12 protein-coding genes are annotated in these 13281 nt (G+C 71.7%); 6 read left to right on the forward strand and 6 right to left on the reverse strand.

Annotation, left to right across the window (positions count from 1 at the left end):
- Nucleotides 1-91 precede the first annotated feature (91 nt).
- The 3 genes from F6B42_RS05785 to F6B42_RS05795 form a co-directional block, all read right to left on the reverse strand.
- Nucleotides 92-1702 (reverse strand): Mur ligase family protein, encoded by a 1611-nt coding sequence (locus tag F6B42_RS05785; RefSeq protein WP_150418576.1) that lies wholly within the window; start codon nucleotides 1700-1702, stop codon nucleotides 92-94.
- 118 nt (nucleotides 1703-1820) lie between these two features.
- Nucleotides 1821-2534 (reverse strand): DUF1775 domain-containing protein, encoded by a 714-nt coding sequence (locus tag F6B42_RS05790; protein WP_150418577.1) that lies wholly within the window; start codon nucleotides 2532-2534, stop codon nucleotides 1821-1823.
- Nucleotides 2535-2609: 75 nt separating this feature from the next.
- The gene (locus tag F6B42_RS05795; protein WP_150418578.1) at nucleotides 2610-3227 is read right to left on the reverse strand and encodes a hypothetical protein; all 618 of its coding nucleotides are present in this window, start codon (nucleotides 3225-3227) and stop codon (nucleotides 2610-2612) included.
- Nucleotides 3228-3316: 89 nt separating this feature from the next.
- Between F6B42_RS05795 and F6B42_RS05800 the strand changes: the two genes are divergently transcribed.
- Nucleotides 3317-4633: a M50 family metallopeptidase gene (locus F6B42_RS05800; RefSeq protein WP_150418579.1), complete on the forward strand. Its 1317-nt coding sequence runs from the start codon at nucleotides 3317-3319 to the stop codon at nucleotides 4631-4633.
- 42 nt (nucleotides 4634-4675) lie between these two features.
- Here F6B42_RS05800 and F6B42_RS05805 read toward each other — a convergent pair whose 3' ends face one another.
- Complete coding sequence (locus F6B42_RS05805; protein WP_150418580.1) at nucleotides 4676-6589, reverse strand: anthranilate synthase family protein; 1914 nt, start codon at nucleotides 6587-6589, stop codon at nucleotides 4676-4678.
- 240 nt (nucleotides 6590-6829) lie between these two features.
- On the opposite strand from F6B42_RS05805, the gene ispG reads away from it, so the two are divergent.
- Complete coding sequence (gene ispG, locus F6B42_RS05810) at nucleotides 6830-7960, forward strand: flavodoxin-dependent (E)-4-hydroxy-3-methylbut-2-enyl-diphosphate synthase (protein ID WP_150418700.1); 1131 nt, start codon at nucleotides 6830-6832, stop codon at nucleotides 7958-7960.
- A 91-nt stretch (nucleotides 7961-8051) separates the two neighbouring features.
- On the opposite strand, the gene pcp is transcribed toward ispG, so the two are convergent.
- Nucleotides 8052-8687 carry a pyroglutamyl-peptidase I gene (pcp, locus tag F6B42_RS05815; protein WP_191089273.1) on the reverse strand — a complete coding sequence of 212 codons (636 nt, stop codon included), beginning with the start codon at nucleotides 8685-8687 and terminating at the stop codon, nucleotides 8052-8054.
- 45 nt (nucleotides 8688-8732) lie between these two features.
- Between pcp and F6B42_RS05820 the strand changes: the two genes are divergently transcribed.
- Nucleotides 8733-10490, forward strand: coding sequence for a proline--tRNA ligase (locus tag F6B42_RS05820; RefSeq protein ID WP_150418581.1), 1758 nt, complete (start codon nucleotides 8733-8735; stop codon nucleotides 10488-10490).
- An 88-nt stretch (nucleotides 10491-10578) separates the two neighbouring features.
- Here the strand turns inward: F6B42_RS05820 and F6B42_RS05825 are convergent, their stop codons facing one another.
- Nucleotides 10579-11385 carry a DUF1206 domain-containing protein gene (locus F6B42_RS05825; protein WP_150418582.1) on the reverse strand — a complete coding sequence of 269 codons (807 nt, stop codon included), beginning with the start codon at nucleotides 11383-11385 and terminating at the stop codon, nucleotides 10579-10581.
- A gap of 148 nt (nucleotides 11386-11533) precedes the next feature.
- Between F6B42_RS05825 and nusA the strand changes: the two genes are divergently transcribed.
- The 3 genes from nusA to F6B42_RS05840 all read left to right on the forward strand — a co-directional run.
- Complete coding sequence (gene nusA / locus F6B42_RS05830) at nucleotides 11534-12520, forward strand: transcription termination factor NusA (protein WP_150418583.1); 987 nt, start codon at nucleotides 11534-11536, stop codon at nucleotides 12518-12520.
- A 30-nt stretch (nucleotides 12521-12550) separates the two neighbouring features.
- Nucleotides 12551-12802, forward strand: a complete 252-nt coding sequence (locus F6B42_RS05835; RefSeq protein ID WP_150418584.1) for a YlxR family protein — start codon at nucleotides 12551-12553, stop codon at nucleotides 12800-12802.
- A gap of 95 nt (nucleotides 12803-12897) precedes the next feature.
- On the forward strand, nucleotides 12898-13281 hold a 384-nt coding region (locus F6B42_RS05840), incomplete at its 3' end, for a translation initiation factor IF-2 N-terminal domain-containing protein (protein WP_191089274.1).

The raw sequence follows: 13281 nt of genomic DNA on the forward strand, positions 1-13281 counted from the left end.
CGCCCGTGCGCCACCGACGTCGGATTCGTGCACGGAGGCTACAGCGATCCCGCGGTCGACCGATTTTCCACAGTGGTCAGACCACAACGGGTCAATCGGAGTACGGCACGGCCCAGCTCGGTTCGGGCACCGGCCAGCCGGCGTCGCGCAGCGCGCGTCGCGCCAGCTCGCGGGCCGAGTACGGCGTGCGCTGCCCGCGGATGTCGCGGTAGTCCTGATGGCCCGGACCCGCCCACAGGATCGCGTCGCCGTCGCCCACGAGCTCGACCGCGGCGACGATCGCGCGCTCGGGCGGCGAGAACTCGCGGATGTCGCCGTCCGGCCGAGCCCGCCGCGCGCCCTCGATGAGCGTCGCGCGGATCGCATCCGGGTCCTCGAAGCGCGGGTGATGGTCTGTCACGACCAGGATGTCGCTGCCGAGCACGGCCGTGGCTCCCATGTCGTGCCGTTTCGTCTTGTCGCGGTCGCCGTCGGCGCCGAAGACCATGACGACGCGGCCGGGCGTCACGCGGCGGACGGCGGCCAGGGTCTTCTCGAACGCGTCGGGGGAGTGCCCGAAGTCGACGTAGACCGCTGGACCGCGCTCGCCGGAGACCAGTTGCGTCCGGCCCGGGAGGTGGGCGTCGATGCGCTCGCCGTCGAGGGTCCGGCGGACGAGATCCCAGGAGTACCCGGCTTCGAGCAGCATCACGATGGCGAGACCCGCGTTGGCCGCCATGTGCTGACCGATCACCGGCACCGTCGTCGTCAGGGTCCGGCCGTCGGTCGAGGTCAGACGGAAGGCGGTGCCGTCCTGCCGCTCGTCGACGATCTCCACCGTCCAGTCGGCGGTGGCAGCGGGGTCGTGCGCGATCGCCGGCGTCACGATGGTCACGACGGGGATCTCGGCGCGGGCGACGATGTCCGCGCCGGCGGCCGAGTCGAGGCAGACGACACCGCGGCGTGCGCGGTCGGGCCGGAAGAGCGGCAGCTTCGCCTCGAAGTACTCGGCCATGTCGGTGTAGTCGTCGAGGTGATCGTGCGAGAGGTTCGTGAACCCGGCGACGTCGAAGACGACACCGTCGACGCGGTGACGGGTGAGAGCCTGCGCACTCACCTCGACGGCGACCGCGTCGACGCCGCGTTCGCGCATGAGGGCGAGGAGGGCATGGAACTCGGACGCCTCGGGAGTGGTCAGACGGGAGACGATGACCTCTCCTGCGATGTGACGCTCCGCCGTCGAGGAGAGCCCGGTGACGGCGCCCACCTGCCGGAGGATCCCCTCGAGCAGGTGCGACACGCTCGTCTTGCCGTTCGTGCCCGTCGTCCCGAGCAGGAGGGGCAGGTCGTCGTCGCGGCCGGTGCCGTAGACCCAGGCCGACAGCTCCCCGAGGGCCGCCCGGGGATCGGGGACGACGACGACCGGCACGCCGGCATTCGCGGCGATGCCCGCGCCCGCGTCGTCGGTGACGATCGCGACCGCGCCCTGCGACACCGCCTGGGCGGCGAACTCGGCGCCGTGGCGATTCACGCCGCGGATGGCCACGAACGCCTCTCCGGCGCGGAGATCGGCCGTGGCGAGCGTGATGCCGGTGACGACGACGCCCTCGCCGTCGCCCGCGATGCGTCCGCCGACGCGCTGCGCCAGTTCCGTCAGCGATCGGCGAGGAGGATCCTCGGGGCGCAGGACCGGAGGCAGGTTCGGGGCGGCGTCGGCAGGCATCATCCCATCCTCTCACCCCGGCCCGCGGACCGCACCGTCGGGGCCGCGCCGTCGGGGCGGCCCGGATACGACGATCCCCGGGCGTCGAGGCGACGGCGCCCGGGGATCGCGGATCGGATCAGGCGCGGCGCCGGGCGATCGTCAAGACGAGCGCCGCGGCGGCGACGATGAGCGCGCCGGCCGAGAGCCAGATCGGCAGCGGATCGGCTGCGGGGGCGGTGGCCGCGGCGGCCTCCGTGTCCGCGGCGTCGGTGGTGTCCGCCGCGTCGGCGTGGTCGCCCCCGTGGTCGCCACCGTGGTCGCCGTGCTCGGCCGCGGCCTCGGCGCCGACGAGGATCACCGGAGCCGGGTACTCGAGGTCGTGCGGGTCCTGACCTTCCTCGGCGATCTGCGTCCACGGCGCCTCGCCGCTCTCGCACTGCTGCGTGACCGGGAAGGCGAAGCTCTCGCCCTCGGTCGAGGCGGGGAAGATCACGTTCATGCCGACCGATGCCGCGTAGGAGTCGGGAACGGGGGTCACCGCGGTGTAGGTGACGCGGGTCGGGATGCCGGCGTCGCCGACCTCTGTCGTGATGGTCCACGCACCGTCGACGACAGGGGTGGCGCCCTGCGCCTCGGCGGGCACGTCGACGACGAGTGCCGTCGTGGGCGACCCGTCGCAGCCGTGGCTGAAGGAGAAATCGATACGGGTCGAGCCGTTCGCGGCCACGTCCTCAGGTGTCACGTGGACGTGGGCGGAAGCGGCGAGCGGAAGGGCGATGGCGAGCGCGGCGCCGGCGGTGACGCCGAGGGTGAAGCGGGTGCGACGGCGCGGCGAGATAGGGGTGGTCATGGTGTGGTCACTCTCGGAAAGGGGCGGGCGAGCAGGGTCGACCCGCCGGGTCTGATCGGTTCTGCAGTGTCGAATTCAGACGAGGACCGGGGGACCGCGGAGCGTGAGCGACGAGCGCAGCGCGAGGGATGCCGGACGCCACCGGCGATCGGCGGGTGCGGCGGCCGCGGGGAAGACCGGAGGAACGAGGGGGGAGAGGATTCCCAGGACCCGGCGGATGCCGCGCGCGACGGCGTGCAGCATCCGCTCGCCGCAACTCAGCAGAACGGCGGTGACGGCGGCCGCCGCGAGATGCGTCGCGGTCATCGTCGGCGTGAGTGCATGCAGGTGGCTTCCCGCGGTGCCGGCGTCGCCCGCGCCCCCGAGGAAGACGGCCGAGTGGAGATGGACCGCGGCGCCCGACGTGGCATCGGCGAGCGCGGGATCGGCCGATCCGGCGAGGCCGAACAGGGTGTGGAAGAGGCCCTGGCTGGCGAGGACGACGAGGCCGGTGCGGACGGGAGAGGGCGCACGCCCCACGAGCCAGACCGACACGGGCGTCGCGAGCACGGCGGCGGCCGCGATCAGCCACAGCGGTGCGAGACCGCCCGAGATCGTGTGCGCCGTCGCCGCGAGGACCGTCGCGATGGCCGCCGAGGCCGCGCCGCGGAGGGCGCGCGAGCGGCGCGCTCGTACCGCGCGCAGTCGCTCCATGCGTCCGAGTGTACGGCGCCCCCGGTCGACGCCGCCCGGGCGGGCGCGCCTGGGCGAATTCAAAGGCGCGAGGGGTACGGTGGCCGATCGTGACCGCCCTCGCCTTCATCATCGGAGTGGTGCTGCTCGTCGTCGGGCTCGCCGTCTCGATCGCGCTGCACGAGATCGGCCACCTCGTCCCGGCCAAGCTGTTCGGCGTCCGGGTCAGCCGGTACATGATCGGATTCGGCCCCACGATCTGGTCGCGGCGCTTCGGCGAGACCGAGTACGGCTTCAAGGCGCTCCCGCTCGGCGGCTACATCGCGATGTCGGGGATGTACCCGCCCTCGCCCGGCGCGGACCCGGCGGCACCCGCCGCGACCGGGCGCGCGGGCGGCGGCTTCTTCGCGACGATGGTGCAGGACGCCCGCGCCGCCAACGACGAGACTCTCGTCGCCGGCGACACGAAGCCCGCGTTCTATCAGCTGCCCGTGTGGAAGCGGATCGTCATCATGCTCGGCGGTCCGGTCATGAACCTGCTCTTCTCGATGGTGCTCTTCGGGATCGCGCTCTCGGCGATCGGCGTCCCGGTCGCCACGACGACCATCGCCGCCGTGAACGAATGCGTCCTGCCGAGCGGCGCCGATCGCGAGACCTGCGCTGCGGGGGATCCGACCTCGCCCGCCGCCGCCGCCGGCATCCGTCCGGGCGACGTCATCGTGTCGGTCGGGGGCACGCCCGTGTCGTCGTTCGCCGAGGCGACGGCGATCATCCAGGATGCGCCGGGTCGCTCCCTTCCGGTGGTCGTCGAGCGAGACGGCGCCGAGCAGACGCTGTCGGTCACGCCGATCAGCGCGGAACGCACCTTCGCGACCGAGGACGGCGGGTCGCGGACGGCCGAGGTCGGGTTCGTCGGGATGACTGCCGCGCTCGGCTACGAGCCGCAGCCGATCTGGTCGGGGCCGGAGGCGGCGCTCGAGCGGACCGGCGCCGTCGCCTCGGTGATGTGGCAGCTTCCCGTGCGGATCTACGACACCGCCGTCACGACCATCACCGGCAACGAGCGCGACCCGAACGGGCCGCTCTCGGTCGTGGGTGCCGGTCGCATCGCGGGCGAGCTCGCGGCGACCGAGGCGCCGATCCTCGATCGCGCCTCGATGCTCATCGGCCTGCTCGCCTCGCTGAACATCGCCCTCTTCGTGTTCAACCTGCTGCCGCTCCTGCCCCTCGACGGCGGACACGTCGTCGTCGCCCTCTGGGACGGCCTGAAGCGGTCGTGGGCGAAGCTGTTCCGCCGTCCGCCGCCCCGCCCCGTCGATGCGACACGCCTGGTTCCCGTGACCTTCGCCGTCTTCATCGGGCTGGTCGTGATGGGCGGCGTGCTGATCATCGCGGACGTGGTGAACCCGATCGCCATCCTCGGCTGAGCCGCCATGCCCGGATGAGCCGGGTGCGCCCCGCGCCGCGGGTCAGCGTCCGGTCGGGGCGAGCGCGAAGCCGACGAGGCGCTCGAGCGTCGGCAGACCGTCGCGCGACAGGATCGACTCGAGGTGGCCCTGCACCGAGGCGAAGCCGGCGCCGCGCAGCGCGTACACATCGCCGCTGACCGCATCCGCCGCGACCTGGGCGGCGCGTGCGGCACCGTCGTCGCCGACCCGCTCGGTGCCGGGCGTCACCCGCGCCGTGAAGGTGTTGTAGAAGCCGATCGAGGCGAGCGCGCCGAAGACGTCGACGCTCTTCTGCAGGCCCTGGTGGGGCGAGGCCAGCGGCGCCAGGTCGATGCCGAGTCGGTGGGCCAGGATCTGATGGCTGAGGCACACCGCCAGGAAGGGCAGCGCGGCGTCCGCCCGGCGGCCGAGAGCCGAGCGCATCCGCGCGATGCGCGGGTTCGTCCCGTCGCGGGGATCGCCGGGTCCCGGCCCGAACACGACGAAGCCCGCCTCGTCGAGCTGCGCATCGGTGACCTCGTGCCAAAGCACGATGCGCGGCGTGAACCCGAGGTGGTGGAGCTGGTGGCCCAGCATCGTGGTGAAGCGGTCCTCGGCATCCACCACCAGCACCTCGCGACCGGCGTACGGGCCGCCCTCGGCCGCCTGCGGCTCCAACCAGAAGGGGGCCAACCGCGAGTTGCGCGAGGAGAGGAGTGCGGCGATGGCCGGGTCGTCGGCCAGCCGTTCGCGCGATGCGATCGGGGCGTCCTCGTCGACGGCGGGACGCAGGTCGTCGCGCTCGACGGCGCCGATGGCGCCGAGCACACCGGCGGCCTTGCCGTGCGTCTCGCCGACCTCGCCGTCGGGATCGGAATGCCGCACGAGGGTGGCGCCCACCGGCACGCGCAGCGTCCCGTCGACGACGTACGCGGTGCGGATGAGGATCGGCGCGTCGAGGTCGTGCTCGCCGGTCGGCGTCGGCGTGAAGAGCGCCGCGACGCCGGAGTAGTAGCCGCGCGGTGCATGCTCGTGGCGGGCGATGACCGTGCAGGCGTTCTGCATCGGCGACCCCGTGACCGTGGGAGCGAACATCGTCTCGCGGAGGATGTCACGCGGGTCCATCGTGCTGGTGCCGCGCAGCATGTATTCGGTGTGCGTGAGCCGCGACATCTCCTTCAGGTGCGGTCCCGTGATGCGCCCGCCGTCCGAGCAGACGGCCGACATCATCTTGAGCTCCTCGTCGACGACCATGAAGAGCTCCTCGGTCTCCTTCGTCGAGGAGAGGAACTCCGTGAGCGTCCCGGGCGTCGCTCCACCGCGCGGATGCCGGAAGGTTCCCGAGATGGGGTTCATGGTGACGACCCCGCCGCGCGCGCTCACGTGAGCCTCCGGACTCGCGCCGACGGCGACGTGCCCGTCGGTCACCACGAGGAAGGTCCAGTACGCGCCTCGTTCGTGCTGGAGCAGTGCGCGGAACCAGGCGAGGCCGGCGGTCGCGGCATCCGCGTCGACGCGCGCCGTGAAGTCGCGCCGGATGACGAAGTTCGCGCCCTCGCCTCGGCCGATCTCGTCGGCGATGACGCGGCGCACGATCGCGGCGTACTCGTCGTCGTCGATGTCGAAACCGGCGTCCTCGAGGGGGACGCGCTCCGTGGGCAGCTGGAGCAGCGCGTCAGCGAGCGGGAGAGCGCGGTGCTGGGAGACCTGCAGGCACCGGAGCGGCGCCCGATCGTCGTGGCAGACGAATCCGCGCTCGACCACCTGACGGAAGGGGACCAGGGCGAGCACTTCGCGCGCCGTGCCGTCGGGGTCGTGGAGGGGGATGTCGCGGAGCAGGTCGACATCGATCACGTCGCCGGTGAGCACCTCGACCGTGACACCGTCGCGGGCGATGAGGGCGAACGGGGCGCCGCTCGCGGCGAGATCGGTCAGCGTCGGGAGGGAGCCGGTCATCGTCGTCTTTCGTCGTCGGAGCGCCCGCCCCACGAAGAAGACCGCCGGGCCTTCAACGCCGGGCGGTCTGTTGTCGTGTGCACGTCGGACACACCGCCTAGGCGGTGTGCCACCAGGAGAGGCGCGTGCGCATGGGGCGAAGTTAGCACACCCCGGTTCTCCGCGAGTCGGGGGCGCGGCTCCCAGCCGGTGCGCCGACCCGCCGCGTAGGCTGTGCGCGTGCCAGCTGTCAATCTCGGGATGCCCCAGGTTCCGGACGTCCTCGCCCCGCGCCGCAAGAGCCGGCAGATCCGCGTCGGGAAGGTGCTCGTCGGCGGCGGCGCGCCCGTGAGCGTGCAGTCGATGACGACGACGCCCACCACCGACATCAACGCGACGCTCCAGCAGATCGCCGAGCTCACGGCATCCGGCTGCGAGATCGTGCGCGTCGCCGTGCCGTCGCAGGACGATGCGGACGTCCTGCACATCATCGCCAAGAAGAGTCAGATCCCGGTCATCGCCGACATCCACTTCCAGCCGAAGTACGTCTTCCAGGCGATCGACGCCGGATGCGCCGCCGTGCGGGTGAACCCCGGCAACATCCGGAAGTTCGACGACCAGGTGGGCGCCATCGCCGCCGCCGCGAGAGCTGCGGGCGTCTCGCTGCGGATCGGCGTGAACGCCGGCTCGCTCGACCGGCGCCTGCTCGAGAAGTACGGCAAAGCCACGCCGGAGGCCCTCGTCGAGAGCGCGGTCTGGGAGGCGTCGCTGTTCGAGGAGCACGACTTCCACGACTTCAAGATCTCGGTCAAGCACAACGATCCGATCGTCATGGTGAAGGCCTACCGGCAGCTCGCCGAACGCGGCGACTGGCCGCTCCACCTCGGCGTGACCGAGGCCGGGCCGGCATTCCAGGGGACCATCAAGAGCGCCACCGCCTTCGGCATCCTGCTCGGCGAGGGCATCGGCGACACGATCCGGGTCTCGCTGTCGGCCCCGCCCGCGGAGGAGGTCAAGGTCGGCCACCAGATCCTGCAGTCGCTGAACCTCCGCGAGCGCAAGCTCGAGATCGTGTCGTGCCCGTCGTGCGGCCGCGCCCAGGTCGACGTGTACACGCTCGCCGATGACGTGACCGCCGGGCTGAAGGATGTCACGGTGCCGTTGCGCGTCGCCGTCATGGGTTGCGTCGTGAACGGACCGGGCGAGGCCCGCGAGGCCGATCTCGGCGTCGCCTCGGGCAACGGCAAGGGGCAGATCTTCGTCAAGGGAGAGGTCATCAAGACCGTTCCCGAGTCGGAGATCGTCGCGACCCTGATCGAGGAGGCCCGCCGCATCGCCGACGAGCTCGGTCCCGACGCCCCCCTCGGAACCGCGCAGGTCGTCACCGCCTGAGATCGGTTCCGTGACGCGGACCTCGGTGCCCGGGGCCGTCGTGCTCTCGAGCCGATCCTCCGGCGTCCGGCGACGCCCCGGCGTCACCGGGTCAGAAGATCGTCCCCGAGACGTAGGAGTCGTCGACCTCGGTGTCGAGCGCGGTGCGCACGGCGATCCGCAGGGCGCGCGCGATGTCGGCGAGGGGCAGCGAGGGCTGACCTTCCGGTGCGTTCTCGTTCGCGTACGGCACGTGGATGAATCCTCCGCGCTGGGACTCGGGATCGAGGAGGTCGAGAGCCGCGAACATCGTGTGATTGCAGACGAACGTCCCGGCGGAGTGGGAGAGGGATGCCGGGATGCCGGCCTCCGCGATCGCGGCGGCGATCGCCTTGACCGGAAGAGTCGAGAAGTAGGCGGCGGGCGAGCCGGCCATCGACTGCTCGTCCGTCGGCTGGAAGCCGGCGTTATCGGGGATGCGCGCGTCCATCAGGTTGATCGCGATGCGCTCGGGCGTGATGTCCGCTCGCCCGCCGGCCAGGCCGGTCGCGATGACGATCTCGGGCGTGTACTCGACGAGCAGCCTGACGAGCGTGTCGCGGGCTCGCCGGAACTCGACGGGCAGGATCGCGGCGACGAGCCGCTCGGGGCCGTCCCACTCACGGGCGACGACCTCGACGGCATCGCCCGAGGCGTTCGTCGCGTCGCCTGCGAAGGGTTCGAATCCGGTGAGCAGCACGGTCCTCATTCGCCCAGGCTAAACCGGCGGCCGCGGCATCCGTAGACTTCACTGGTGGTCACCCGTCTGTCGCACCTGTTCCTCCGCACGCTCCGTGAAGACCCCGCCGACGCGGAGGTCATCGGGCACAAGCTGCTCGTCCGCGCCGGCTACATCCGTCGCCAGGCCCCGGGCATCTTCGCGTGGCTGCCGCTGGGGCTGCGGGTCAAGAACCGCCTGGAGCAGATCATCCGCGAGGAGATGGCGGCCGCGGGCGCCCAGGAGGTGCACTTCCCGGCGCTCATGCCGCGCGAGCCCTACGAGGCCACCGGTCGCTGGGACGAGTACGGCGACGGGATCTTCCGCCTGCAGGACCGCAAGGGCGCCGACTACCTTCTCGCACCGACGCACGAAGAGGCGTTCACACTCCTGGTGAAGGACCTCTACTCGTCGTACAAGGACCTGCCGCTGACGATCTACCAGATCCAGGACAAGTACCGCGACGAGGCGCGCCCCCGCGCCGGCCTCCTGCGCGGCCGCGAGTTCACGATGAAGGACGCGTATTCGTTCGACGCGACCGACGCCGGGCTGGATGCGAGCTACCAGGCGCAGCGCGACGCCTACGAGCGCATCTTCCAGCGCCTCGGCCTGGAGTACGTCATCGTGCAGGCGGATGCCGGAGCGATGGGCGGCTCTCGGTCCGAGGAGTTCCTGCACCCGACCCCCGTCGGCGAGGACACGTTCGTCCGTTCCGCGGGCGGCTACGCGGCGAACGTCGAGGCGTTCACGACGGTGGCGCCCGAGCCGCATCCGCTCGACGGTCTCGCCGAGCCGGTGGTCTTCGATTCGCCGGACACGCCCACGATCGACACGCTCGTCGCCCACTCGAACGCGGTGCTCGACGGCGAGTACTCCGCCGCCGACACGCTCAAGAACGTCGTTCTGGCCCTCACGCACCTCGACGGCACGCGCGAGCTCGTGGTCGTCGGTCTGCCCGGTGATCGCGACGTCGACGACAAGCGCGTCGAGGTCGCCTTCGCCCCCGCCGAGGTCGAGCCGGCCACGGCAGAGGACTTCGCGAAGCACCCGCTGCTCGTCAAGGGGTACATCGGTCCCTGGTCTCCCGAGGGGCCCGTGCTCGGCGAGGAGTCGGCGACCGGCATCCGCTACGTCCTCGACCCTCGCGTCGTCGACGGCAGTGCCTGGATCACCGGCGCCAACATCGACCAGAAGCACGTCCACTCCCTCGTGGCCGGGCGCGACTTCACCGCCGATGCGTTCGTCGAGGTGGCGAGCGTCCGCGAGGGCGACCCGGCGCCCGACGGTTCGGGCCCGGTGTCGCTCGCACGCGGCATGGAGATCGGTCACGTCTTCCAGCTCGGCCGCAAGTACGCCGAGGCCCTCGGCCTGAAGGTGCTCGACGAGAACGGCAAGCTCGTCACGGTCACGATGGGTTCCTACGGCATCGGCGTCACCCGCATCCTCGCGATCATCGCCGAGCTCAACAACGACGAGCGCGGCCTCGTCTGGCCCGCCTCGGTCGCACCGTTCGATGTCCACGTCGTGGCGACGGGGCGGGATGCCGCGGCGTTCGACCTCGCCGAGAAGCTGTCGGCCGATCTCGACGCCGCCGGCCTCGACGTCGTCTACGACGACCGTCCGAAGGTCTCGCCCGGGGTGAAGTTCGGCGACGCCGAGCTGGTGGGCGTGCCGCGCATCCTCATCGTCGGGCGCGGCGCGGCCGAGGGCCAGGTCGAGCTGTGGGACCGCCGGACGAACGAGCGCGACGTCGTGCCCGTGGCCGACGCGCTGGCACGGCTCACGCAGCGCTGACCCCGCAGCGCGCCGACGTCGGGCGCAGTTCCTCACGTGCGGCGCGGATAACTCGGCGCCCGATGCGACGAACTGCGCCCGAACCCGCTCAGAGGCGGGCGTAGCGCGCGCGGAGCACGGTGAAGACCCCGTAAGCGATGAGGCCGGCGCCGACCGTGATGACGATCGCCGGGCCGAACTGCAGCCCGAGCAGCATCCGGATCGCGGCATCGAGGCTGCCGGCCTCATCCGCCCGGGATCGTGCCGCGGCCGCGACGAGCACGACGCCGAGGGAGGCCAGGGCGACCCCCTTCGCGAAGAACCCGACGGTGCCGAGTCCTGCCACGACGGCGCCCACGGCCCCGTCGGGGAGCGTCATCTTGTTCTCGAACGATCGCCGGACGCCCATCACGCCGAAGGCGACTCCGGCGACGGCCACGCCGACACCGACGAGGACGATCGCGAAGACGCCACCCGGCAGCGACAGGATGCCGCGGCTCGCGTCCTGCGCGGTCTCGTCGGCCTGCGGGCGGGCGCCCAGGGCGACGGCGGCGGCGAGGCCTCCGAAGAACAGGAAGACGACGGCCTGTCCCCACTCCGACAGTCGGAGTCCCCACGCGGCCGCACCGGATCGGCGCCGGGATGCCAGCATCCCCTCCGCGAGATGCCACAGTCCGAGGGCGGCCAGCAGCGCGGCCGCCGCCCACAGGACGACCGCGCCCGCGGGCACTTCTGCGACCGCGCGGAACGCGCCGGTCTGGTCGGCGTCCTGCTCGCCGCCGAAGGAGACGGCGACGATGAGCGAGCCGATGAGCAGGTGCACGAGTCCGTTCGCGACGTAGCCGCCGCGGGCGAGTGCCCTCGCCGCGGGCTGCCGCTCCAGAGCCCGTGCTGCGTCGTGAACCGGTTCGCCCATCGCGCCAGCCTAGGCGCCGTGCCGGGCGACGTGAGATGCGTCGCCGGCGAATCGACCGCGCAACCACGGCGCAGCCTCGATCGGGTAACGTTGGAGGGATGCCGGGACGCCACGCGCGACCGGCCGAGAGCTGAATACGGAGGGCACCATGGACATCGATCTCTCACTGCTGCGCACGGTCGAGCGAGAGAAGGAGATCCCCTTCGACGAACTCGTCCGCATCATCGAGCAGGCGGTTCTGACGGCCTACGCCAAGCACACGTCCCCCGACGGCGAGCTGCCCGAGGGTGCCCGCGCCGAGCTCGACCGGAAGACCGGTCACGTCGCCATCTTCATCCCGCTCCGCGACGAGGACGACGCCGTCGTGGGCGAGGAGGAGTCGACGCCCGACGATTTCGGACGCATCGCCGCGTTCGCCGCGAAGCAGGTCATCAGCCAGCGCCTGCGCGACATCGCCGACGACGCCGTGCTCGGAGAGTTCCGCGGCAAGGAGGGCGACATCGTCGCCGGTGTCATCCAGCAGGGGCCGAACCCCCGCATGGTGCACGTCGACCTCGGCACGATCGAGGCGATCCTGCCCCCCGAGGAGCAGGTCGCGGGCGAGGAGTACCGTCACGGATCCCGGCTCCGCGTCTACGTGACCTCGGTCTCGAAGGGCACCAAGGGCCCCTCGATCACCGTCTCGCGCACGCACCCGGGCCTGGTCCGCAAGCTGTTCGCGATGGAGGTCCCCGAGATCGCCAGCGGCTTGGTGGAGATCACCTCGCTCGCCCGCGAGGCCGGGCACCGCACGAAGATCGCGGTCAAAGCCAATGATCCCTCGATCAATGCGAAGGGCGCCTGCATCGGCGAGCTCGGGCGTCGCGTTCGGGCCGTCACCGAGGAGCTCGGCGGCGAGAAGATCGACATCATCGACCACAACGGCGACCTCGCGACCTTCGTGGCCAACGCGCTCTCGCCCGCGAAGGTGACCTCGAGCTTCGTCCTCGACGCCGCGACCAAGGCCGTCCGGGCGCTCGTTCCCGACTATCAGCTGTCGCTCGCCATCGGCAAGGAGGGCCAGAACGCCCGTCTCGCGGCCAAGCTCACCGGAGCGAAGATCGACATCCAGCCCGACTCCATCCTGGAGTCGTGACGAAACCTCGCACTCGGCCGAGGGGGTAGAATGGATCCTGTTCGAACGTGCGTGGGGTGCCGCGCGCGTGCCTCCCGGTCTTCGCTCCTCCGAGTCGTGGCCCGCGACGGCGCCTTGATCGCAGATCGCGGCGCGTCGCTGCCGGGTCGTGGCGCGTGGGTGCATGACACGGATGAATGCGTGGATGCCGCTCTGCGGCGCCGTGCTTTCGGACGAGCCCTGCGGGTATCCGGCCCACTGGATACGCAGGATTTCCACATTGATCACCAGCGCAAAGGCTGAACGGCTATGGACACGAAGTGAACGGCTCGAAATGAGACCCGTCCGCGCTTAAGCGGTCCGCCCTGTCCGAGGGTGGGCCTTCAGACAGGAGAATTGTGGCAAAACCACGCGTACACGAGATCGCTTCCGAACTCGGCGTCGACAGCAAAGTCGCGCTCGCGAAGCTGAAGGAGCTCGGCGAATTCGTCAAGAGCCCCTCGTCGACCATCGAGCCCCCGGTGGCTCGCAAGCTCCGCGCTGCGCTCGCGGCTGAGGGCGGTTCGGCCCCCGCGGCCGCGCCGGCTGCTCCGTCCGGCGGTGCTCCGCGCCCCGGCGCGGCCCGTCCCGGCGTGAAGCCCGGTCCCGCCGGCGCCCGGCCTGGTCCCGCCGGCGCCAAGCCCGGCCCGGCCAAGCCCGCGCCGGCTGCGCCCGCTGCTCCGGCCGCCGAGGCTCCGGCGGCGCCCGCCGCCGCGCCCGCTCAGCCGTCGGCCCCGGCCGCC

It is taken from the genome of Microbacterium radiodurans, from assembly GCF_008710705.1.
GTDB classification, from domain to species: domain Bacteria; phylum Actinomycetota; class Actinomycetes; order Actinomycetales; family Microbacteriaceae; genus Microbacterium; species Microbacterium radiodurans.